22 protein-coding genes are annotated in these 21,574 nt (G+C 67.8%); 2 read left to right on the top strand and 20 right to left on the bottom strand.

Features of this window, described 5'->3' with window-relative positions; all coding sequences use genetic code 11:
• Positions 1 to 2 precede the first annotated feature (2 nt).
• On the top strand, positions 3 to 860 hold the full coding sequence (locus NV1_RS08735) for an LLM class flavin-dependent oxidoreductase (protein WP_067887705.1): 858 nt from the start codon (positions 3 to 5) through the stop codon (positions 858 to 860).
• On the opposite strand, the gene NV1_RS08730 is transcribed toward NV1_RS08735, so the two are convergent.
• The 3 genes from NV1_RS08730 to NV1_RS08720 form a co-directional block, all read right to left on the bottom strand.
• The gene (locus tag NV1_RS08730; RefSeq protein WP_067888739.1) at positions 841 to 2,271 is read right to left on the bottom strand and encodes a FadD3 family acyl-CoA ligase; all 1,431 of its coding nucleotides are present in this window, start codon (positions 2,269 to 2,271) and stop codon (positions 841 to 843) included. The two genes, NV1_RS08735 and NV1_RS08730, sit on opposite strands and share 20 nt — an antisense overlap.
• Positions 2,272 to 2,286: 15 nt before the next feature.
• Entirely contained in the window at positions 2,287 to 3,468 is a 1,182-nt protein-coding gene (locus tag NV1_RS08725) for an amidohydrolase family protein (protein ID WP_067887703.1), read from the bottom strand.
• Between the two features lie 88 nt (positions 3,469 to 3,556).
• On the bottom strand, positions 3,557 to 5,107 hold the full coding sequence (locus tag NV1_RS08720) for an MFS transporter (protein ID WP_067887700.1): 1,551 nt from the start codon (positions 5,105 to 5,107) through the stop codon (positions 3,557 to 3,559).
• A gap of 101 nt (positions 5,108 to 5,208) precedes the next feature.
• Here NV1_RS08720 and NV1_RS08715 point away from each other — a divergent pair, with 101 nt between their 5' ends.
• Complete coding sequence (locus NV1_RS08715) at positions 5,209 to 5,853, top strand: TetR/AcrR family transcriptional regulator (RefSeq protein ID WP_067887698.1); 645 nt, start codon at positions 5,209 to 5,211, stop codon at positions 5,851 to 5,853.
• Positions 5,854 to 5,886: 33 nt separating this feature from the next.
• On the opposite strand, the gene NV1_RS08710 is transcribed toward NV1_RS08715, so the two are convergent.
• The 17 genes from NV1_RS08710 to NV1_RS08635 all read right to left on the bottom strand — a co-directional run bounded on the left by NV1_RS08710 (position 5,887) and on the right by NV1_RS08635 (position 21,345).
• Positions 5,887 to 6,618 carry a DUF6390 family protein gene (locus NV1_RS08710; protein WP_067887695.1) on the bottom strand — a complete coding sequence of 244 codons (732 nt, stop codon included), beginning with the start codon at positions 6,616 to 6,618 and terminating at the stop codon, positions 5,887 to 5,889.
• Positions 6,615 to 7,748, bottom strand: coding sequence for a Nickel transporter NicT (gene nicT, locus NV1_RS08705; RefSeq protein ID WP_218026940.1), 1,134 nt, complete (start codon positions 7,746 to 7,748; stop codon positions 6,615 to 6,617). The genes NV1_RS08710 and nicT overlap by 4 nt, the downstream gene beginning before the upstream one ends.
• 18 nt (positions 7,749 to 7,766) lie before the next feature.
• On the bottom strand, positions 7,767 to 8,852 hold the full coding sequence (hypE, locus tag NV1_RS08700; RefSeq protein WP_067887691.1) for a hydrogenase expression/formation protein HypE: 1,086 nt from the start codon (positions 8,850 to 8,852) through the stop codon (positions 7,767 to 7,769).
• Positions 8,845 to 9,957 (bottom strand): hydrogenase formation protein HypD, encoded by a 1,113-nt coding sequence (gene hypD, locus NV1_RS08695; protein ID WP_067887688.1) that lies wholly within the window; start codon positions 9,955 to 9,957, stop codon positions 8,845 to 8,847. Before hypD ends, hypE begins: the two co-directional genes overlap by 8 nt.
• Entirely contained in the window at positions 9,954 to 10,283 is a 330-nt protein-coding gene (locus NV1_RS08690; RefSeq protein WP_067888733.1) for a HypC/HybG/HupF family hydrogenase formation chaperone, read from the bottom strand. The genes hypD and NV1_RS08690 overlap by 4 nt, the downstream gene beginning before the upstream one ends.
• 20 nt (positions 10,284 to 10,303) lie before the next feature.
• On the bottom strand, positions 10,304 to 12,607 hold the full coding sequence (gene hypF / locus NV1_RS08685; protein ID WP_067887686.1) for a carbamoyltransferase HypF: 2,304 nt from the start codon (positions 12,605 to 12,607) through the stop codon (positions 10,304 to 10,306).
• Entirely contained in the window at positions 12,604 to 12,846 is a 243-nt protein-coding gene (locus NV1_RS08680; protein WP_067887674.1) for a HypC/HybG/HupF family hydrogenase formation chaperone, read from the bottom strand. The genes hypF and NV1_RS08680 overlap by 4 nt, the downstream gene beginning before the upstream one ends.
• Before the next feature lie 2 nt (positions 12,847 to 12,848).
• Positions 12,849 to 13,325 carry a hydrogenase maturation protease gene (locus tag NV1_RS08675; protein ID WP_067887671.1) on the bottom strand — a complete coding sequence of 159 codons (477 nt, stop codon included), beginning with the start codon at positions 13,323 to 13,325 and terminating at the stop codon, positions 12,849 to 12,851.
• A complete protein-coding gene (locus NV1_RS46740) occupies positions 13,322 to 13,432 on the bottom strand; it encodes a DUF6893 family small protein (protein ID WP_373864601.1) in 111 nt (36 codons plus the stop codon). The genes NV1_RS08675 and NV1_RS46740 overlap by 4 nt, the downstream gene beginning before the upstream one ends.
• Before the next feature lie 52 nt (positions 13,433 to 13,484).
• Positions 13,485 to 14,873, bottom strand: a complete 1,389-nt coding sequence (locus NV1_RS08670) for a hypothetical protein (protein ID WP_245713617.1) — start codon at positions 14,871 to 14,873, stop codon at positions 13,485 to 13,487.
• 128 nt (positions 14,874 to 15,001) lie between these two features.
• Positions 15,002 to 15,649, bottom strand: coding sequence for a DUF6084 family protein (locus NV1_RS08665; RefSeq protein WP_067887661.1), 648 nt, complete (start codon positions 15,647 to 15,649; stop codon positions 15,002 to 15,004).
• Positions 15,646 to 16,299, bottom strand: coding sequence for a DUF5947 family protein (locus NV1_RS08660; protein ID WP_067887657.1), 654 nt, complete (start codon positions 16,297 to 16,299; stop codon positions 15,646 to 15,648). The genes NV1_RS08665 and NV1_RS08660 overlap by 4 nt, the downstream gene beginning before the upstream one ends.
• Positions 16,299 to 17,201, bottom strand: a complete 903-nt coding sequence (locus NV1_RS08655; RefSeq protein ID WP_067888727.1) for a NifU family protein — start codon at positions 17,199 to 17,201, stop codon at positions 16,299 to 16,301. Before NV1_RS08655 ends, NV1_RS08660 begins: the two co-directional genes overlap by 1 nt.
• A 43-nt stretch (positions 17,202 to 17,244) precedes the next feature.
• Positions 17,245 to 19,041 (bottom strand): nickel-dependent hydrogenase large subunit, encoded by a 1,797-nt coding sequence (locus tag NV1_RS08650; RefSeq protein ID WP_067887654.1) that lies wholly within the window; start codon positions 19,039 to 19,041, stop codon positions 17,245 to 17,247.
• Positions 19,042 to 19,053: 12 nt separating this feature from the next.
• A complete protein-coding gene (locus NV1_RS08645; protein WP_067888724.1) occupies positions 19,054 to 20,112 on the bottom strand; it encodes an NADH-quinone oxidoreductase subunit B family protein in 1,059 nt (352 codons plus the stop codon).
• A 103-nt stretch (positions 20,113 to 20,215) separates the two neighbouring features.
• On the bottom strand, positions 20,216 to 21,013 hold the full coding sequence (hypB, locus tag NV1_RS08640) for a hydrogenase nickel incorporation protein HypB (RefSeq protein WP_067887651.1): 798 nt from the start codon (positions 21,011 to 21,013) through the stop codon (positions 20,216 to 20,218).
• Positions 20,971 to 21,345 carry a hydrogenase maturation nickel metallochaperone HypA/HybF gene (locus NV1_RS08635; RefSeq protein ID WP_067887649.1) on the bottom strand — a complete coding sequence of 125 codons (375 nt, stop codon included), beginning with the start codon at positions 21,343 to 21,345 and terminating at the stop codon, positions 20,971 to 20,973. Before NV1_RS08635 ends, hypB begins: the two co-directional genes overlap by 43 nt.
• Positions 21,346 to 21,574: the final 229 nt, after the last annotated feature.

Genomic DNA, 21,574 nt, shown 5'->3' with positions numbered 1-21,574 from the left:
CGATGGTTGAGTGGTTCGTGTTCCTGCCGCAGATCCGCATGGGTATGCCCGATATCGTCGAGCGGGCACAGGCGGCCGAAGCCGCGGGATTCGACGGGATGGCGTTCATCGACCATCTGCTCGCGCCCGGCGCCGAACATCAGCCGCTGTGGGAGGCGATGACGGTCGCGACCTGGGTAGCCGCGCGGACCGAGCGGCTGAAGCTCGGCCATCTGGTGCTGTGCGACGCGTTCCGGCATCCGGCGGTGCTGGCCAAACAAGCGGTCACCCTGCAGGAGGCGTCCGGTGGCCGCTTCGAACTCGGGTTGGGCGCGGGGTCGGTGCCCGCGGAGTTGGCCGGCTTCGACATCACCCGGGACAAGGCCGCGGCCCGGCGGGAACGACTCGGGCACACTCTCGAACTGCTGCAACAGTATTGGGGTTTCACCGAGAACGAGCCGGTGCAGCCGCCGCGTCCGGGCACGCCGATCCCGATCGTCGTCGGTGGATCGAGCGCACCGGTCCTCGAGCTGGTGCGTCGCCACGCCGCGTGGTGGAATCTGCCCGTCTCGCACCTGGATCGGCTGGATTCGCTCAGGACCGAGGTCGGTTCGGCGCGAGTCTCGGTACAGCAGATGGTCGGATTCGTCGGGCGGGAAGGCGACGCCGAACAGGTGCGTGCACGCAGTGAGCGCCGATTCGGTTATCTGCGTGACGGTCTCGTCGTCGGCGACGCGGCAGAGCTCGTCGATCACTTCGCGGGGCTGGCGCAGCGCGGGGTCGAGCGGTTCTACGTGTGGTTCGCCGATTTCGCCGCGCCGCGCACCCTCGCCGAGTTCGGCGAAACCGTCATCGCCGAACTCACCGCAACTGGTCCTTGACCACCTTGCCGGTGGCGTTCATCGGCAGCGAGGTACGGAACTCCAGTGACCGCGGCACCTTGAACCCGGCCATCCGATCCTTGCTCCAGCGCAGCAATTCCTCCTCTGTCACAGGGCTTTTCGGCACGATGAACGCCTTGCCGACCTGGCCGAGCCGCTCATCGGGCACTCCGATCACCGCGACCTGCGCCACGGCCGGATGTTCCAGCAGGAAACCCTCGATCTCGGCCGGGTAGGCATTGAAACCGCCGACGATGAACATGTCCTTCTTGCGGCCGACGATGCGCAGCCGCCCGTCCGGGTCGAGTTCGCCCAGATCGCCGGTGTGCAGCCAGCCGTCGCGATCGATGGCCGCGGCCGTGGCCTCGGGATCGTCGAGATAGCCCTGCATGACCGAATATCCGCGCACCAGCACCTCGCCGTCGTCGCCGATCTCGACCTCGATGCCGTCGCAGGCCGTGCCCGCGGTGGTGGCGATCTGCTCGAAGGTGTCGCCCGGCCGCGAGGCGGTGGCGGTCCCGGCCTCGGTCAGCCCGTAACCGGTCATGATCGAACGGAACGGCAGCTCCTCGCGCATGCGACGGATCAGTTCGACCGGAATATCGGCCGCGCCGGTCACCGCCGCGCGCAGCGAGGACAGATCGTGCCCGCTGCCCCGGGCCTCCAGCAGCGAGTGATACAGCGTCGGCGGGCCGGGCAGCATGGTCACCCGTTCGCGTTCGATGAGGTCCAGCACCGCGGGCATATCGAGCACCCGCACCGGCAGCATGGTCGCGCCGCGGGTCAGCGAGGCGACCAGTCCCGCCTTGTAGCCGAAGGTGTGGAAGAACGGATTGACCAGCAGATACCGGTCGCCCTCCCGCAGATCGGCCAGATCGCACCACTCGGCGTACAGGCGCAGCGTCTGACGGTGATTCATCATGACGCCCTTGGGTTTTCCGGTCGTACCGGAGGTGTAGATCACGTCCGCGACATCGGTGCCCAGCATCTGCGCCCCGAAAGGCTCTGCGCTGGAGAGGAATTCCGAGGCGAGATCGATCACCGGCACGTCGGCGGTGTACTCGCGTCCCAGGAATCCCTGTTCCGCCAACACCATTCGCGCACCGCTGCGGCGAATCACGTCGTCGGCCTCGGCGGCGGTGAAGCGGGTGTTCACCGGAACCAGCACAGCACCCGCGGTCAGCACTCCGAAGGCCGCGACGATCCACTGCGCCGAATTGGGCGCCCAGATCGCGACGCGCTCACCCTTCGCGATCCCCGCCGCCGCGAATGCGCCCGCGGCACGGCGTACCCGATCGGCGAGTTCGGCGAAACTCCAGCGTATCGGCCCGTCGACGACCGCTTCGGCCGAACCGAAGCGGTCGCCCGCACTCGACACCAATTCCGCGAGGGTGTCGCAGTCAGCACTCACCGCGTGACCGACCACTCACACGCCCAGCAGCCGTGCCAGGTTGCCGCCCATGATCTTCGCCTGGTCGGTCTCGGACAGGTGGCCGAGCATATCGGCGAAGTGGGTCGGCTCGGCAAGGCCCTCCGGATGCGGGTAGTCCGAGCCGAACAGCACCCGGTCCACGCCGATCAGATCGATCAGATCGGTGACGCCCTCCTCGTAGAACGGGCTCACGTGGATGCTCTTCTTGATCGCGGCGACCGGATCCTGCATGCCGAAGCCCTCGGGGGCCTTCTTGTAGACGTCGGCGAGGGTCTCGAGCAGCGGCTTCAGCCACGCCGAGCCGTTCTCGATGACGGCGATCTTCAGCTTCGGGTAACGGAACAGCGCGCCGTGGCAGACCCACGAGGCGACCGTGTCCTGCACCGGCCGCCACTCGTTGACCATCCGGAAGGCGTTGGTCACGAACGGCAGCATCTCGCTGCTGTTGCCCTCCCATTCGGCGTCGAAGCGGGAGTAGCCGCTGTCCGAGGAGTGCATCGCGACCAGGATGTCGTGCTCGACCACGCGCTGCCAGAACGGGTCGAACTCCGGCAGCGCGAACGAGCGCGGGCCCTCCAGGCCGGGCACCGGCGCGGGACGTACCAGAATCGCCTTGGCGCCGTTGGCGACAACCCAGTCCAGCTCCTCGATCGCCTTGTCCACGAACGGCAGGCTGATCACCGGCGTGGTGAAGATGCGGTCCTTGTAGTTGAACTTCCAGACGTCCAGCAGCCATTCGTTGAGGGCGTGCACGACGGCGACGATCAGCTTCGGATCATCGCGCATGCGCTCCTCCACGAGGCTGGCCAGCGTCGGGAACATCAGCGAGCGCTGCACCCCGAGCTCGTCCATCAGCTCCAGCCGGGCGCCGGGCTCCCGGAAGGCCGGGATCGACTTCATCGACTTACCGAAGATTTCCCGGCGGCTCTTGCCTTCGGGATTGCCGTTCTTGAAGTAGTCCTCCATCGCGCCGGGCCGCGCGACCACCTCGAAGGTGGGGTTGGGGATGTAGTCGCTGATCTGACCGCGTACGGCAATCTTGGTGCGCCCGTTGACATTCACGTACTGGATCGCGTTCTTGTACCGATCGGGAAGGTACTTCGTCAGCGACTCTTCGGTTTCGTAGAGATGGTTGTCGGCGTCGAACAGCGGGTACGGCAAGGTCCGCACTGGCATGAGATCCTCCTTCGCTTGTTAGGAGAATCTTATTCTCATAGGCGATGCATGGCAATCGCTTGGTCGAGACCGGTGGGGTGAGCGCGGTTCAGTCGACGCCGACGGTGACTTCCGGTTCGGCGGGTGCGGAGGCCGTGCGGGCTCTGCGTCCGGGAGCCCAGGCCCCCAGCAGCACCGCGACCGCCACGGCGGCCGTACCCAGCACGGTTGTGGCCTGGTGCAACCCGTGGACGAAGGCCGCCTCGGCCATATCGGCGAGGGGCTGCGCCTGCGGGCCGATCCGGTCGGTGACCGCCAGCGCGCCCGCGAGCGAGCCGGAAACCGGCCCGCGGATCTGTTCCGGAATGAGCGGAATCACACTCGAGATGCGGTTGCTGTACCCCGCGGCCAGGATGCTGCCCGCCAGAGCGATGCCGATCGCCGCGCCCACCTCCCGCGCCGCGTCGTTCACCGCCGCGGCGACGCCGTGCTTGTCGGGCGGTGCGTCGTTGACGATGGCCGCAGTCGCCGGGGCCGCGGACAGACCGAGCCCGGTGCTCATGATCAGCAGCGGCCACAGCAGATCGATGAACGTGCTGTGCAATCCCAGACGCCCGAGCGCGAGCAGGCCGACGCCGACGATCGCCAGGCCGCTGGTGGTAGGCAGTCGCAGCCCGTAGCGTTCGGCGAGCCACGGCGAGATCAGCGCCAGCGTGACCATGGGCACGATCATCGGGGCCATCGCCACCGCCGACATCAGGGGCTGGTACCCCAGGATCAGCTGCATGTACTGCACGATCAGCATGAAGAGCCCGAACGACACCATGAATTGCACTGCGACGGAAGCGGTTCCGGTACCGAATCCGCGACGGGCCAACAGGCGCACGTCCAGCAGCGGATGCGCGACGCGCAGTTCGATCACCGCGAATCCCGCGCCCACCGCCACCGCGCCGATCGCCGCACCGATGACGATCGGGGAGGTCCAACCCTGTTGTGGCGCTTCGAGCGCGGCGATCACGGCCAGCGCCACCGTGACCGCGCCGGACAGCGCGCCCCAGGGATCGAAGGCCGGGCGGGAGGAGTCGCGCGATTCCGGGACGGTGCCGGTCGCGATCGTCAGCACGCCGCCCACGGCGGCCATCGCGACCATGATGGACTCCCACGAGAAGCACGTCAGCAGCAGTCCCGAGCCGAGAATGCCCACGATCGCCCCGACGCCCACCGTGCCGGCCCAGATGCCCACCGCGATGTTGCGCCGGTCGCGGGGCAGCCCGGCGGTGAGGATCGACAGCGTGGACGGCATCACGAACGCGGCCCCGGCCCCGGCGATCGCGCGTGCCGCGATCAGCCAGATCGGCCCGTGGACGATCAGTGGCACGATCGAGGCGACGGTGAATACCGCCAGCCCGCCCAGCAGCATCAGCCGTCGGCCGAAGCGGTCGCCGAGAGCTCCGGCAGGCAGTACCAGACATGCCAGGGCCAGGGTGTACCCGTCGATGATCCAGGTGAGTTGTCCCTGGGTCGCACCGGTTTCGGTGGCGATGTGCGGCAATGCGGTATACAGCGCGGCCATCGCCGCGACGACCAGCGCCACGGCCAGGCAGGACAGCGACACGACCCATCGCATTCTTGCGGACATCTGCGCCACCGGGTGGTTCATCGTTGCCTCCCAAGAAACGAAACTATGGGTATCGCTACGCAACTACCAGTATCATAGTGTGGCTGATAACGACAGATATCCCCGAGGAGCCTTCGCCGTACATGACCAGGAGCGGTGCCGATGCTCGGCCGGAGCACGATGACGACGGCGATCCACGCAAGGTGCGCTCACGCGCCCGCCTGCTCGACGCCGCCACCGCGTTGCTCGAGTCGGGCGGGCTCGAGGCGGTGACCATCGACGGCGTCACGCGAATGTCGCATGTCGCCCGCACGACCCTGTACCGGCATTTCGACAATGTGGTGCAGCTGCGCGCCGCCACCCTCGAACGCATGCTGCCGCCGGTGGTACGGGCTCCCGCCGAGGGCACCCTGCGCGAACGCCTGATCGAACTGGTCACCCGTCAGGCCGATGCGATCAACGAGGCCCCCGTATACCTGACGACCCTGGCCTGGCTGGCCACCGCGGAACGCGCCGACGACAGCGCCGGCGCCCGCGTCGGTTCCCTGCGACACCGCCTGATCGAGCAGTACCGCAAGCCCTTCGACGAATTGTTCGAAGCCCCCGAGGCGCGCCCGCTGCTCGCGGGCCGCGAAATGGCCACGGTGCTGGCCCAGCTCATCGGCCCCATCATCTTTCCCCGCCTCACCGGCATCGGCTATGCCACCCGGGCCGACTGCACCCGCATAGTCGACGACTTCCTCACTGCCGCAGCGGTTTCGAACGGTGAGCCCTCGGCTTCGGCCTGATCGATCAGCGGCAGTCTCGAGCACCACCGCCCGTCATCTGTTCAGGCGGTGATTGGTCGCCGTCAGCCGGCGTTCGGTGGCGGTCGCCAGATGCTCGACGTGGTCGCTGTCGAGGCGGCCGCAGACGTGGTCCCAGTGCAGGGCGATATCGTGGCCGATCCCGATATCGGCCACGGATTCGTCTGCCGGGCCGGTTATCTCGACCACACGCGGGATCTCCTCGGATAGGAACAACTGCTCGCCGTCCCAGCACAGGCGGCGGGCGAGGACCACGAGGGCCGAGCCGTCCCGTTCGCAGACCCGCGCCGGGGTTATCCGGCAGTTGTCCAGAATCCGCAGCGGTAGCTCGTCCGGGCCGCGGCCCAGCAGCCGGGTCCACGGATAGATGCCGAAGACGTGGAAGCCGTGATCGGCGGCGGCCTCCTCCGACAGATCCGCGGTGAGGTGCTGCCAGTACCCTCCCGCGATCGGGCCGATGAGCGCGAGCAGATTCGACAGGAACTCCGCGCGGTCGACATTCGCGCCGACTCCGCCACCGAGCCAATAGGATTCGACCAGCCGCGAATCCAGCGGATCGGTGATTCCGGTCATTTTCGACAGCACCCGCAGATACGGCCACACCCCCGAGAACCGGCGTGCCAGCGAGCGGATTTCGGCGTCGGTCCCCCCGGCCATGGCCGCCGCGTCCGGGGGACCGCAGTAGCCGAGGGCGTTGGGGGCGTAGGCGTAGCGCGCGAACAGTTGCGGCCCGCTCACGGCGGTCACGACGGGGGCCCGGCGATCAGCTCGTCGCCGCGGCGTCGGCCCAGTGCGGTGTACCGCCACAGGGCCAGAGCCAGCAGCCACGTCCCGAGGAACAGCGCCACCAGGACGACGCCCATCGAGCCCAGATCGAGATCGCCGATCCATGCCAGCGGCCCGGAGGTGATGTCGAGCCGATCGGCCAGGATGGAGATGATCTCCTGCGCGCCGATGAGCAGCGCGACGGTGACCGACAGTCCGGTCATGACCAGGTTGTAGTAGATCTTGCGGACCGGTTCGGCGAAGGCCCAGCCGTAGGCGTAGTTCATGTACGCGCCGTCGAGCGAGTCGAACAGCGTCATGCCCGCCGAGAACAGCAGGGGCAGAACGACGATCGCGTACCAGGGCATGCCGGTGGTGGCCGCGCCTCCGGCCAGCACCAGCAGGCTCACCTCGGTGACGGTGTCGAATCCCAGGCCGAACAGCAGCCCGACCGGGTACAGCTGCCCCGGCGCGCGGACCGCGCGCAGCAGCGGCGCGAGCACCCGGTTGACCGCGCCCCGCGATTGCAGCCGTCGCTCGAGTTCGCGCTCGTCGTACCGCCCGCGCCGGGCCGTGCCGAACACCCGGCCGATGCCGATCAGCGATACCAGGTTCAGCAGGCCGAGCAGGATGAGGAAGGCGCCCGACACTCCGGTGCCGACGACCCCGGTCCACCGTTGCAGGCCCGAATTCCGGTTCTCGATGCCGTGCGTCAGCGCCCGCCCGCCGAGCCCGAGCGCCAGCACCATCACGAAGACGACCGTCGAATGCCCCAGGGAGAACCAGAATCCGGCCGACAGCGGTTTCCGGTTGTCGGACACCAGTTTCCGGGTGGCGTTGTCTATGGCGGCGATGTGGTCGGCGTCGAAGGCGTGCCGGATGCCCAGCGTGTACGCGGTGACGCCCAAGCCGATTCCGAAGACCGTCGTACCGGCCGTGTAGTGACCGGGTGCGACGAGGGTGAGCAGCATGCCCCAGCCGCCCAGATGCAGAATCAGCACGACGCTCGTCATCAGCGTCACGCTACGACGTTGCGCCCGGGTGGATTTCGTCCAGATCCGGGTGAGCGCCGCCGGGATCGCCGGGCGCGTCCGCACTGCTGCCTGCCGCATCGCCTCGCCGGTGATCGCTCAGCAGATCCGCGGCAGCTGTTCACCGGCGGGAAGGTCCACCACGCGCGTTCCGCCCAGTGCGGTCCGGGCGACAACCATACCCGGATGGTCGTCGACGCAGACCCCGATCGCCTGTGCTCGCGCACCGAGCGGATGCGCTCGCATCGCCTCGAGCGCGCGATCCGCGTCCTGCGGCGCGAGGAAGGCGACGAGCTTGCCCTCGTTCGCGACGTACAGCGGATCGAGACCGAGCAGACCGCAGGCGTCGCGCACCGGATCGGGAATCGGCAATGCGCGTTCGTCCAGTCGCACACCGACATTCGCCAGGGCGGCGATCTCGTTGAGCGCCGCCGCCACGCCGCCGCGGGTCGGGTCACGCATCACGTGCACATCCGCGCCGGTGGCCAGCAGGTCGGCGACCAGACCGTTCAGGGGTGCGGTGTCGCTGCGCACGGTGGTGCCGAATTCCAGGCCCTCGCGGCAACTCATCACCGCGACCCCGTGCACACCGATATCGCCGCTGATCAGCACGACGTCACCGGGGCGCGCCCGATGCGGGCCGATGTCCACACCCTCGGGGACGAGGCCGATTCCGGCGGTGTTGACGAATATCCCGTCGCCGTGTCCGGCATCGACGACCTTGGTGTCGCCGGTGACCAGTTTCACCCCCGCGATGGCGGCCGCGGTGCCGAGAGATTCTGCGACACGGGCGATCTCGGCCAGTTCGGTGCCCTCCTCGAGGATGAAGGCGGTGGACAGGACCAGCGGACGCGCGCCCATCATGGCCAGATCGTTGACGGTGCCGTTGACCGCCAGTTCGCCGATCGTGCCCCCGGGAAACGTCAGCGGTTTGACCACGAATGAATCGGTCGAGAACGCCAGGCGGACACCGGCCACGTCGATTACCGCCGCATCGCCGAGAGCGGCGTCGGCGGCCGCCCCGAACGCGGGCAGGAACAGGTGCTCGATCAATTCCCCCGACATCGCGCCACCGCCGCCGTGCGCCATCACGATCGTCGGCGAATCCCGTAGCGGCAGTGGGCACACCCAGCTGCCGGCATCGAATTCCGGCGGCGAGACGGAGATTCCGGTCCGGTCAAGCATGTGCCACCTCCGCGGGCTGATCCAGCCGCCGGTACAGGTAGTAGGCGGCGCATGCGCCCTCGGAGGACACCATGGTGGCGCCCAACGGATTACGCGGTGTGCACTTCGTGCCGAACGCCGCGCAGTCGGTCGGTTTGATCAGGCCCTGCAACACCTCACCGGACCGGCAGACCGGGGACTCGTCGGTGTGCACGTCCGTCACGCTGAACCGGTATTCGGCGTCGTAGTCGCGGTACGCCGCGGACAGTCGCCAGCCGCTGCGCGGAATCACGCCGATACCGCGCCAGCCGCGATCGGTGACCTCGAATACGTCTTCGAGCATCGCCTTCGCGGCCGGATTGCCCTGCGCCGGAACCGCGCGCGGGTAGGCGTTCTCGACCTCGTGCCTGCCCTCCTCCAGCTGGATCACCGTGCGGCGGATGCCTTCGAGGATGTCCAGCGGCTCGAATCCGGTGACCACCATGGGAACTCGGTACTGCTCCGCCAGCGGCGGATACTCCGCGGTGCCCATCACCGAGCAGACGTGCCCCGCGGCGAGAAATGCCTGCACCCGGCAGTCGGGTGATTCCATGATGGCGGCAATCGCGGGCGGTACGAGCACATGCGAGACCAGCAGCGAGAAGTTCTCGATGCCCAGGCGCTGCGCCTGATACACCGTCATCGCGTTGGCCGGGGCGGTGGTCTCGAATCCGATGCCGAAGAACACCACCTGCCGGTCGGGATTCTCCTTGGCGATGGTGAGCGCGTCCAGCGGCGAATACACCACGCGCACATCGCCGCCCTCGCTCTTGACCCGGAACAGATCCTTCGAACTTCCCGGTACGCGCAGCATGTCGCCGAAGGAGCAGAAGATCACGTTCGGGCGCGCGGCGATCTCGAGCGCCTTGTCGATGATTTCCAGCGGGGTGACACAGACCGGGCAGCCGGGGCCGTGGATCATCTCGATCTGATCCGGCAGCAACTGGTCGATACCGTGCCGGATGATCGAATGCGTCTGTCCGCCACAGACTTCCATGATCGCCCAGCGGCGTGTGGTGGTGGCGCGAATACGTTCGAGCAGGCGTTGGGCCAGCTCGGGATTGCTGAATTCGTCCAGGTATTTCACGGGTTCACCTCGTTGTCGCAAGCGGGCTGGGACGGTGCGGTCGGGTCGGGCAGGCCGGACTGACGGGCCGCGCTGGCGAACCCGTCGCCGAATTCCTCCTTCAGCACGCCCAGATGCTGGAATTCGGCCAGGGTGCTCAGGGCCGATTCCTCGTCGAGGCGCTGGATGGCGAATCCGACGTGGACGACGACGTAGTCGCCGACGGCCGCGTCCGGGATGTATTGCAAGCAGACGTCCTTGTGGACACCACCGAAGTCGACCACCGACATCAGGGTTTCGTCGCGCTCGTAGAGTTCGAGCACCTTCCCCGGGACTGCCAGGCACATGATCGGTTCCTGCCTTTCGCTCATCGGGCTCCGGCAGCGAGCAACTGCCCGAAGGCCAGGCCGCCGTCGTTGGGTGGCACCCTGTGGTGGGTGATGACGTGAAATCCGTTCTCCTGCAGGCGACGACGCGCGAGCGACAACAGCAGAGCGTTCTGGAACACTCCACCGGACAGGGCGACCGGGACGCCCGGTTCGCCGAATCGGCACGCCGCGTCCAGGATCAACTCCGCCACCGCCGCATGGAATCGCGCGCCGATCAGCTCGGCTCCGGCGCCCGCGAGCGCGTCGGCGACCACCGCGGCCAGCAGGGATGCGGGACAGATGCGGGCGACCCCGTCGGCGTCCGGATCGGTGATCTCGAAGCGGTAGGCGTGCTCGGGCGCGATATCGCGGGCCAGGCCCTCGAGTTCGATGGCGGCCTGCGCCTCGTAGTCGACGCGATGCCGCACACCGGCCAGCGAGGACACCGCGTCGAACAGCCGCCCCATGCTCGAGGTCGGTACGCAGCCCAGTCCGGTCGTCAACTGGTGCAGCAGGATCCGGCGTTCGTCGGGCGGGCAGGCGGCGACCGATCCGATCGCCTCGGACCAGTCGATCCCGGCGGCGTGCAGGTGCGCCAGCGCCATCCGGTAGGGCCGGTGCACGCTGGTGTCACCGCCCGGCAGCGGGACGTAGGCCAGGTGCGCGAGGCGGCGGAAACCCTTGTACCCCGCGGCGAGTATCTCCCCGCCCCAGATCGCCCCGTCGGCGCCGAATCCGGTGCCGTCGAACGCGATTCCGGTGACCGTCGCGGAACCGGGCAGGCCGTGCTCGCCCATCACCGCCGCGATGTGCGCGTGATGGTGCTGCACCGAGGACACCGGGCGCTCGCCCGCGGTGCGGTGCGCCCACGCACTCGAGCGATAGCCCGGGTGGGCGTCGGCGGCCAGCTGTCGCGGCCGGACGCCGGTGAGTTCCTCGAGATGAGCCTCGGCGGCCTCGAACGCGCGCAGGGTGGCCAGCTCGTCCATATCGCCGATGTGCTGGCTCAGCCACGCGTACCGCCCGTCGGCGACCGCGCAGGTGTTCTTCACATCCGCGCCGACCGCGACGGTGGGTGCCAGTGGCATCGGCAGTGCCAGCGGCAGCGGCGCGTATCCGCGCGACCGGCGGATCGGCAACTCCTCGCCGTCGACGAGCCGGACCACCGAATCGTCGCAGGGCACCAGAATGCGCCGGTTGTGCCCGAGGACCGCATCGGCGAGATCCGTGAGTCGTTGCGCGGCATCGTCGTCGGTGTAGCAAATCGGCTCGCCGCCGAGATTGGCCGAGGTCATCACCAGCACGTCCGGGCCGGGCGGATCACCGGGCAGCCCGAACAGCAGCAGATGCAGCGGCGTGTAGGCCAGCATCACGCCGAGATCCCGATTGCCCGGAGCCACCGACCCTGCGACGGGTCGGGTTCCGCGCGGCAGCAACAGAATCGGACGCTGCGGCCCGGTCAGGATCACGGCGGCGTCGCCGTCGACATCGGCGATCGCGCCCGCGGTGGCCGGATCGGCGACCATCACGGCGAAAGGCTTGTCGCCGCGCCGTTTCCGGGCCCGCAGCAGTGCCACGGCGTCCTCGTTGCCGGCGTCGCACGCCAGGTGATATCCGCCGATCCCCTTGACCGCGAGAATTCCGCCGTCGCGCAGCAGCTTCCGCGCTTCAGCGAGCGGATCACCGCTATCGGCAATGGAATAGGTGAGTCCAGGGCCGCAATCCGGGCAGGCGATCGGCTGGGCGTGGAAGCGGCGGTCCGCCGGATCGTGATATTCGCGGGCGCACCGCTCGCACATCGCGAAATCGGCCATCGAGGTCCGATCGCGGTCGTACGGCAGGCTCGCGATGATGGTGAACCGGGGACCGCAGTTGGTGCAGTTGATGAACGGGTGACGGTACCGGCGATCGTCCGGATCGGTCAGTTCGCGCGCACAGTCCGCGCAGATCGCCACATCGGGCGAGGCCAGGGTGCGGCCACTGCCCCGGGTGGTTCCGGCGATCCGGAATCCGGTTCCGCCGCGCACCGGCAGTTCGATGCGTTCGATCGAGTCGATGACCGCCAACGGGGGCGGCCGGTGCTGTAAGCGTTCGGTGAACTCGCGCAGGGCGGTGGGCGCGCCCTCGATTTCGATGATCACTCCGGCGCTGTCGTTGGCGACGCTGCCGGTCAACGCGAGTTCGGCGGCCGTGCTGTAGACGAACGGCCGAAATCCCACGCCCTGCACGACGCCGCGCACCAGCAACCGGCAGCGGCCGCGCTCGGTGCGCTGTGTCGATGGTTCGCTCGCACGCTCGCTCACGACGGCTCACCCCGGCCCATCAGTTCCAAGCCCGCCAGCGCCCGGCGCGCCCCCGCCTCGTCGGTCCGTTCGACCGCCAGCCCCATGTGGATGATCACCCACTCTCCGGCTTCTACCGGATCATCCTGGAGCAGGCCGATATTCACCTTCCGCTGCTCGCCGGAGACGTCGACCAGGGCCAGCTGCCGGTTGTAGCCCTCGACGATCTCCACGACGCGTCCGGGAATCCCGAGACACATGCTCACACCTCCGCTCGCTGGTCACACAGATCGGCCACGACCCGTCGGACGGTGTCGATGGCCGGATCCACCGCGGCCGCAACGGGATCGGACAACCCGATGCCCTCCTCGGTCGAAAGCGCCTGACAGCCGACGACCAGCGTGGGCGGCACCGCTCCGCCCAGCGCACGCACACCGGCGAACACCGCGGCCGGATCCATACCGTGCGCATCGAGATCGGCCGGACGGTCCCGATCGGGTTCGGCGCGGATCACCTCGAGCCGGCCCGGCTCACCTCGGTTCGGCACGGCGTCCACGAGCACCAGCGCATCCCAGTCCCCGAGCAGGTCGTAGGCCAGGTGCATACCGCGGATGCCGTAATCGACGATCCGCGCCGATTCCCCGGGGACGGAAGGCATCCGGCGCACCACCTCCGGGCCGAAGCCGTCGTCGCTCAGGAAGATGTTGCCGATCCCGGCAACCAGGACCCGACCGGTCACATCCGCCGCATTCGCAGGTAACGCCGCACGTCGGGGATGGACCGCAGGCCGATCGCCGCGGCGAAGAGGATCGCCACCACGACGATCACCGTCAAGATGATTCCCATGATCTCCACGGGTGCTCCTTTCCTCGTGCCCGCGTCGCGGGCGGTCGTGGGTTCAGTTGTCCGGTCCCTCGAGCGGTTCCAGCTCGTCCGGGTCGAAATACACGTAGCGCCCGTACCATTCGTGCAGGTCGGCGCCGGGGTCGTCGAGGATGACCACGCCCACGTGGGTGCGTCCGTCCACGTCGGCGTGCACCGAGGTGACCCGCGCGTCACGGCCGTCGAAGAACATGTCGTGGATGTCCGCGCGGCGGGCGGGATGCAGTCGCACCCGGCTGCCCCGGCGCACCAGCACACCCGCGATGGGCACCGCATCCGATTCCGGCCGGACCGCACCGTCGGCGGCCGGATCCCACCAGTCCACATCGGGCGGGATCTCCGGGATCGCGCGGACCTCGGCGGCGTGCGGGTCGCGCAGGACGCCGTGCAGCCCGGCGAGGTCTTGCGCGGTCATCGCATCGCAGCGGTCCACGATGCGCGCCGCGCGCGGATCGGTCGCCCGCGCGACGGCCTTCTCCTCGTCGGTCATCGTCATCACGCGCAGCGTCAGGATCTCGTCGATCTCGGTCGAGTCGAACAGCGGTTCGGGGCTCTGCTCGGCGATCTCGGGGTGGTCGTAGAGGATGATCGGCGAGACCAGCAGCAGGCTGTGATCGCCGGGCGGTCCGGCCAGCACGGGGAAACAGCGATGGTGCGCGCAGCGGCGCACCGCCGCTTCGGCCTCCGGCGGCGGTTCGAGCAGCGAAACGAACCGCGCGCCTTCGGTTTCAGCGATGATGTGGGCGCCGATCAACGATCGGGTGATGGCGTCCCGCTGGTCGGTGGCGGGTTCCGCGATATTGCGCACCGTCATGGTGAGGCGCAGATATCCGTCGTCCGGTTCGACGGCCAGTTCGAACTGTCCGTCCAGCGCGCACCGGGTGCGTACGACCGAGCCCTCGGGGTCGCCCGCCGGGTCGCCGAGTCGCTCGACGTCGATGCCGCCGGGAATCTCGATCGGCGCGGTGAACGCCACGGGCGCACCGGGTTCCAGGACGACCTCCCGCTCGACCGCCTCGTCCCAGTCCAGCCAGGTCCGTCCGGCGGCGGTCAGCTCCGCGACGGGCTCGTCGCCGGCATCGCGGATGCCGCGATGCTGAATTTGCAGGAACCGCACGGTGATTCGCAGCGAGCAGGCACCGATGACATCCAGCAGCGCCTGCCCGCTGAATTCGCTGTCCTCGCCGAACCCGTCCGCTGCCGCATCGACCGGGCCCAGGACGCCGAACTGCCACCGGGAGCGGTTCTTTCGCGCATCGGCCCGGTACGGGTACAGCAGGTATCCCTCGTAGAGCACCGCATCGGCGACCGCGCGGGCACGGTCCCGGCCGGACCGCGCTCCCGTCTCCGGCCGCCCCGCTGCCGCCTCCGGCCCCGACCCGCTCATGCTGTGTTCGCTGGGCATGGGCGGGGGGCCTTCGTGGTGACGCTGCGCTGCCGTCTCCGGCCCTGACCCGCTCATGCTGTGTTCGCTGGGCATGGGCGGGGGGCCTTCGTGGTGACGCTGCGCTGCCGTCTCCGGCCCTGACCCGCTCATGCCGACTCCCCGGCGGTGGCGAGCAGTCGCTCGACGGTGTCGTCGAATCCGAGCAGGCCGTGCTGGGCCTTGAACGCGGCGAGCGCGGTCATGGTGTCCTCGCGCAGGCGAACCCAGCCCGCGTTCGGGAAGTGCGCCGCCATCAGCTCGCGCCATACCGCGACCGGCATCTCGTATCGGTCCTCGCGATCCCAGGGGATCTGCTGGACCGCGAAACCCGAACTGCCACGGGTGAACACCGTGCCGCTGAACAGGAACTGCAGCGGGATGGTGCCCTCTCGCAGCGCGTGCAGATATTTCGATCCGGCGACCTCGAAATCGTAGGTGCACGACATCGGCAGGTCCACCTCCGAGCCGCCGCTGAACCCTGGAATCGTTGTCGCGCAGTGCATCCAGAGAAAGGATCGCTGCGTCTGCGCCCAGCGTTCGCGCGGTCCGAACAGATCCAGCAGCCCGGCGCTCTCGGCGTCGGTGTAGCCGCGCCGGCCCGGCTCGATCCGCACCTGGGCGCGCAGGGCGATCGCGTGCACGGGTTCGTCCCCGACCGAGGCGATCCCGATCCGCGCGGACAGGATCGGGGTCACCGCATAGGGTTCGGGGCGGATGCCCAGCACCGCGAACGTCGTGGAGTAGGCCGGGCTCACGAGACCTCCCCGGATCCCGCCACCTCGGCCGGGCGAGCCCTGGCCGACATCGTGGCGAAGAACTCGTCCACGTAACGGTGCACCGCCGAACCACCGTCGAAACCGTGCCACAGCAGGCGGATTCGCCCGACGAACTCGTAGCACGCGTCGATCGGCAACAGCAGGCACTGCGCCGCGGCGGCATCGCGATCGGGCACCCTGATCAACAGCGCCTCCACATCGTCCGCGAGATCGGCGAATTCGCCGTGCCGTTCGACGAAGCGCTGCCAATCACGGAGCGGCAGTTCGGATTCGGTCGCCCCGGCCGGGCCGGGATACAGGGCGACGGTGCGGTTCGCGGCCGAGTTGCGGAAGAAGAAGGCCAGGCCGACCGGGATCTCCAGCCCGTCCCATTCCGGCAGGCTCAGGGTGAAGTCCGGAAACGACAGGTACCGCTGCGGCACGGCCCGGAAGCGCAGCGCGGCGCGACGGTCGGTGAACAGCAGATAGCAGCCGCGGCATACGCACATCAGTTGTCGCGCTTCGACGTCGACGACGTGCTGATGTTCCTCGGCGATGGCTTCCGCGCACATCTCACACCGCTCGCCGGGGGCCGGGGCGGGTGGCCGATCGGCCGCGATCCGCCGCAGTGCCCGTACCGTCGGATTCATCAGGTCACCCCCGCGGGCACCGCGACCGACAGTTCGCCCGAGCGCACCAGCACCGGGAACGGTTCCAGATGGCCGTCGCCGTCGAGCCGGTCCCCGGCGTGCACCACGTCGAAGTGGGCACGGCAACTCGGACAGCGCAACACCGGATCACCGGACCCGAGTCCGCGGTGCAGCGCCGCGCCCGCCAGGGACCGCCCGCACACCGCGCACAAGTCGCGGTAGACGTAGACCTCCTCGCCGACGCGGCAGGCCAGCAGCGCGGTACCGCCCAGTTCGAACCCGCCCACCTCGCCGGCTGCCAGATCGGCCAATTCCGGTGCGGCAAGCCAGTTTCCGCCGGATCGCACACGAGAGAACAGCGTGTCCGGTGCGATCACCGCGGCCTCGCCGGACGGTTCGGCCGCGGCTACCTCGATCGCGGTGATCTCCGGCGCGGCCGCGCGCACCGCATCCTCCACCGCCAGCTCCAATGTCACCGCCGAGGACGGGCAACTGCGGCAGCTGCCGGTCAGTTCGAGCCGGACCACGCCCTCCCCGGTGATGTCGAGCAGGCGCACATCGCCACCGTGCGAACCCAGGTACGGGCGCACACTGTCGAGCCCGGCGGCGACCCGGGTCCGCACGTCGTGCGGATGCAGACCGTGGACCAACAGCAGACTGGCCACGAGATCGTCCTGGATCAGGCGCCGCACCGCGACGTCGTCGAGGCTCTCGACGATGCGCCGCAGCCCGGCGCCGTACAGATCCACGACCTCGCCGACGAGCGCCTCGGCTCGTTCCCGGGCCACCGTGCCGTGCGCCGACGCGGCATCGAGCAGGCTCTCGATCCGATCGCCCACACCGCGCCACCGGTCGTCATCGACCGCTGCGTCGGGATCGTTGTCTTCGGAGCGCGTGAGCATCGCCTCCTCCACCGTGGCCCGGCCGGTGCGACCGGGCCGGGCGTTATTCGCCGGTCAGCGTCTGGGTCGGGGAGTGCAGGGCATCCAGCGATTTGCCCTTGCCCAGATACATGTGCACGCCGCAGGGCAGGCAGGGATCGAAGCTGCGCACCGTGCGCATGATGTCGATGCCCTTGAAATGCTCCCGATCGTTCTCCTCGAAGATCGGCTGGCCCTGCACCGCGTCCTCGTAGGGGCCCGGGGTGCCGAAACTGTCGCGCGGGTTCGCATTCCACGGCGTCGGCGGATACGGGTGGTAGTTGGCGATCTTGCCGTCGCGGATCACCATGTGGTGCGAGAGCACGCCGCGCACGGCCTCGGTGAATCCGCAGCCGATGCTTTCGTCGGGCACCTCGAACTTCTCCCAGGTCTTGGTGTGGCCGGCGCGGATCTCGGCGAGCGCCTGCTCGGCGAAGTGCAGTGCGCAGGCGGCCGCATAGGCCTGGAAGTAGGTGCGGGCGCGGTCGCGTTCGATGGTGTTGCTCCCGTACGCCGGGATCTTCCACTCGAACTCCACCGGCCCCTTCAGCGCGGTCTTGGGCAGATTGATCTGCACGCTGTGTCCGGTCGAACGCACATAGCCGATGTCGACCAGTCCGGCCAGCGCGGTCGACCACAGCCGGGCCAGCGGGCCGCCGCCGGTGTCCAGGGCGAGGTGATCGGTGCCGTCGAACCAGCGCGGTGACATCACCCAGCTGTACTTCTCGTCCAGATCACGCTTCTGCGGTTTGGGGTTGGTGTGTTGGTTCCAGGGGTGCCGCCGGTCCACCGGATTGCCCAGCGGATCGGTCTTCACGAACATCTCCTGGTCGGTCCAGTCGTCGTAATACGAACTGCCCAAAAGGATTCGGATGCCGAGGTTGATGTCGACGAGCGAGGTGGTGACCAGTTTGCCGTCCACGACCACGCCCGGGGTCACGAACATCTTCCGACCCCAGTTCTCCATGTCCCGGTAGGTGAAGTTGCAGACCTCCGGATCCTGGAACGAACCCCAGCAGCCCAGCAGCGTGCGCCGCAGCCCGACCTTCTCGTAGCCGGGTATGGCGGTGTAGAAGAAGTCGAACAGATCGTCGTGCATCGGCACGACCTTCTTCATGAATTCCACGTACCGCATCAGCCGCGACATGTAATCGGTCATCAGCTGGATGGTTGCCACCGTTCCGACGCCGCCGGGATACAGCGTGGAGGGATGTACGTGCCGACCTTCCATGAGGCAGAACATCTCTCGCGTATAGCGGCTGACCTGTAGCGCCTCCCGGTAGAACTCACCGGTGAACGGATTGAGCGCCTCCATGATCTCGCCGATGGTGCGGTAGCCGTGCATCGCCGCGTGCGGCGCCTCGGTCCTGCGGGCGGTGTCCAGGACGCTGGGATTGGTCTCGGCGACCATTTTCTCGCAGAAGTCCACGCCGACCAGATTCTCCTGGAAGATGTTGTGGTCGAACATGTATTCCGCGGCCTCGCCGAGATTGACGATCCATTCACCCAGATGCGGCGGTTTCACCCCGTAGGCCATGTTCTGGCAGTAGCAGGAACAGGTCGCGTGGTTGTCACCGCAGATGCCGCAGATGCGGCTGGTGATGAAATGCGCGTCGCGCGGATCCTTGCCGCGCATGAATATCGAGTAGCCGCGGAAGATGGACGAGGTGCTGTGACATTCGACCACTTCCCGGTTCTCGAAATCGATCTTCGTATAGATGCCGAGGCTGCCCACGATGCGGGTGATCGGGTCCCACGCCATTTCGACGAGCGAATCCGGCTCGATCTTCTTGTGTGAAGCCTCCGGGATGATCTGGGTCATCGGGAGATCCTCCTACCAGGTGCGAGTGGCCCCTGTATCCAATTTCTCCCCCCGGTGCCGCCAGTGCGGCTCCCTGTCGACCGTGCGACCGGTGATGTGCCGCAGGCTGCGGATCACCGATCCGTACAGCTCCGATGCCGTGGACGAGAGTTTTCCGCCGGGTGGTTCGTCCATGAACGGCATGAACATGTCCGGGAAGCCCGGCATCGTGCAGCCGATGCAGATGCCGCCGACATTCGGGCACCCGCCCACGCCGTTGAGCCAACCGCGTTTGGGCACATTGCATTTCACGACCGGCCCCCAGCATCCCAGCTTCACGATGCATTTCGGCGAGCCGTATTCGCCGGCGAAATCGCCCTCCTCGTAGTACCCCGCGCGGTCGCAGCCCTCGTGGACCGTCGCGCCGAACAGCCATTTGGGTCGCAGGGCTTCGTCGAGCGGAATCATCGGGGCTTGCCCGGTGGCCATATAGAGCAGATAGGTCAGCGTCTCGGACAGATTGTCCGGCTGGATCGGGCAGCCGGGCACGCAGACGATCGGAATACCGGCCTTGGACTTCCAGTCCCAGCCGAGATAGTCCGGCACACCCATCGCGCCGGTCGGATTACCGGCCATCGCGTGAATTCCGCCGTAGGTCGCGCAGGTGCCGACCGCAACCACGGCGGTGGCTTTCGGCGTCAGGCGATCGAGCCATTCGCTGGTCGTCATGGGCTGATTCGTCTCGGGATTGTTACCGAAGCCGCACCAATAGCCGCCGTCGCCGTGAATCTGTTCGTTGGGAATGGATCCCTCGACGACGAGTACGAACGGCTCGAGTTCACCGCGATCGGCCTTGAAGAACCATTCGAGGAAATCGTCGGCTCCGCCGGTCGGGCCGCATTCGAAATCGATGAGCGGCCAATGTACGGCGATCTTGGGCAAGCCGGGAAGCGCTCCGAGAGCGATCTCCTCGACACTGGGCTGGGTGGCGGCAGTCAACGCCACCGAATCGCCGTCGCAACTCAGGCCCGCGTTGATCCACAGCACGTGTATCAGCGTTTGCTCGGCCTCGACTGCTTCCTGTGTGGGCATCAGCGCCACCTTCCCGAGCCGGCGGGGGCTGGCCGGTCCGGCTCGAAGCGTCTCGATCTACTGTATACCAACCTGTGATTCAGGTCACATCTGCCACATCATTTTAAGCTTGCTGGAAAGTAACCTCAATGGGCCGCTCGGGGATGAAACGACGCCTGTCGTTCAGCCGGTCGTACCATTCGCCGAGTCCTTCGCCCGTCGTCGCCGACAGCGCCAGCACTTCGACGCTCGGATTCGTCGCGCGGGCGTAGTGTGCGCACTCGTCGAGATCGAAATCGACGTAGGGCAGCAGGTCGATCTTGTTGATCAGCACCAGCCCGGCCGCGGCGAACATGTGCGGATACTTCAGCGGTTTGTCCGTCCCCTCGGTGACCGAGACGATCACGACCTTGGCCTGCTCGCCGAGGTCGAACAGCGCCGGGCACACCAGATTTCCGACGTTCTCGATGAAGACGACGCCGCGGTCCGGCGGGTTCAGCGCGTCCAGTGCCCTCCGAGTCATCGCCGCGTCCAGATGACAGCCCGCGCCGGTGTTGATCTGCACGACCCGGCAGCCCGTGGACGCGATGCGCTGGGAGTCGAGCGCGGTCTCCTGATCGCCCTCGATGACCCCGATCGGGAGGTTCGGGCATTCGCGGATGGTTCGCTCGAGCAGCGTGGTCTTGCCCGCGCCGGGCGAGCTGGTCAGGTTCAGCGCCAGGATTCCGCGGTCGGCGAACCACTGCCGATTGCGCTGTGCCAGTTCGTCGTTCTTGGCGAGCACCCGCTGTTCCAGGATCACCGTCTCGGTGGCCGGATGACCGTGATCATGGGGGTGCGGATGCTCGTGCTCGTGCTCGTGGTCGTGTGGTTCGGTGATCACCGCTGTGCTGTCGCGGCCGCATCCGCAGGTAGCGCACATGGATCGCTCACCTCCATCGAACGAATTCGCAGGTCTCGGCCCGCGCTGATATCGACGTCCGCACTTCCGCAGTCGCACAGGGGAATCGGCTCGTACAGGGTGAACTCGCGCCCGCAACGATGACAGTGTCCCCGGGCGGGAACCTCCTCGATGATCAGCTCGGCGCCCTCGGCGAGGCTGCCCTCGGCCGCCAGTTCGAAACAGAACTGCAGGGCGTCCGGCACCACCGCGCACAGCGCTCCGACCGCGACGGTCACGCGATATATTCGCCGACCCGCCGCATGCTCACATGCCCCGCTGATGATTCCCTGTGCAATTGCCAGCTCATGCATGAGATATCTCGATTCCTCGGATACTCATCGATCGCGGAACGCCGACTCACTGAGCATACCCCCGCGACATCGCTGCGGAACAGGTACGCAGATGCCGCTGGGGTGGTCGGCCGACACCTGAGGGGCATCATCCCTCGGATGGCGACGAAGGATTGCTCCAATGTTGCGATCTGTGAGGGGTATGCCGCTGTCGAGGCCGGGCAGTCGTGCGGTGCGACGTGTCGACGAG

This window comes from Nocardia vaccinii NBRC 15922 (genome assembly GCF_001613305.1).
GTDB lineage: Bacteria > Actinomycetota > Actinomycetes > Mycobacteriales > Mycobacteriaceae > Nocardia > Nocardia vaccinii.
The sequence above is the reverse complement of the archived record's forward strand: the minus strand, read 5'-3'. Positions and strand labels throughout refer to the sequence as shown.

Coding starts and splice junctions, on each gene's coding strand:
- NV1_RS08725 (WP_067887703.1), bottom strand. CDS start 3,468: ATGCCAGTGCGGACCTTGCCGTACCCGCTGTTCGACGCCGACAACCAT.
- NV1_RS08715 (WP_067887698.1), top strand. CDS start 5,209: ATGACCAGGAGCGGTGCCGATGCTCGGCCGGAGCACGATGACGACGGC.
- NV1_RS08670 (WP_245713617.1), bottom strand. CDS start 14,873: ATGCCCAGCGAACACAGCATGAGCGGGTCGGGGCCGGAGGCGGCAGCG.
- nicT (WP_218026940.1), bottom strand. CDS start 7,748: ATGCGGCAGGCAGCAGTGCGGACGCGCCCGGCGATCCCGGCGGCGCTC.
- NV1_RS08680 (WP_067887674.1), bottom strand. CDS start 12,846: ATGTGTCTCGGGATTCCCGGACGCGTCGTGGAGATCGTCGAGGGCTAC.
- NV1_RS08645 (WP_067888724.1), bottom strand. CDS start 20,112: ATGCCCACACAGGAAGCAGTCGAGGCCGAGCAAACGCTGATACACGTG.
- NV1_RS08655 (WP_067888727.1), bottom strand. CDS start 17,201: ATGCTCACGCGCTCCGAAGACAACGATCCCGACGCAGCGGTCGATGAC.
- NV1_RS08720 (WP_067887700.1), bottom strand. CDS start 5,107: ATGAACCACCCGGTGGCGCAGATGTCCGCAAGAATGCGATGGGTCGTG.
- NV1_RS46740 (WP_373864601.1), bottom strand. CDS start 13,432: ATGGGAATCATCTTGACGGTGATCGTCGTGGTGGCGATCCTCTTCGCC.
- NV1_RS08650 (WP_067887654.1), bottom strand. CDS start 19,041: ATGACCCAGATCATCCCGGAGGCTTCACACAAGAAGATCGAGCCGGAT.
- hypB (WP_067887651.1), bottom strand. CDS start 21,013: ATGTGCGCTACCTGCGGATGCGGCCGCGACAGCACAGCGGTGATCACC.
- NV1_RS08735 (WP_067887705.1), top strand. CDS start 3: ATGGTTGAGTGGTTCGTGTTCCTGCCGCAGATCCGCATGGGTATGCCC.
- NV1_RS08635 (WP_067887649.1), bottom strand. CDS start 21,345: ATGCATGAGCTGGCAATTGCACAGGGAATCATCAGCGGGGCATGTGAG.
- hypE (WP_067887691.1), bottom strand. CDS start 8,852: ATGCTTGACCGGACCGGAATCTCCGTCTCGCCGCCGGAATTCGATGCC.
- NV1_RS08690 (WP_067888733.1), bottom strand. CDS start 10,283: ATGTGCCTGGCAGTCCCGGGGAAGGTGCTCGAACTCTACGAGCGCGAC.
- NV1_RS08660 (WP_067887657.1), bottom strand. CDS start 16,299: ATGAATCCGACGGTACGGGCACTGCGGCGGATCGCGGCCGATCGGCCA.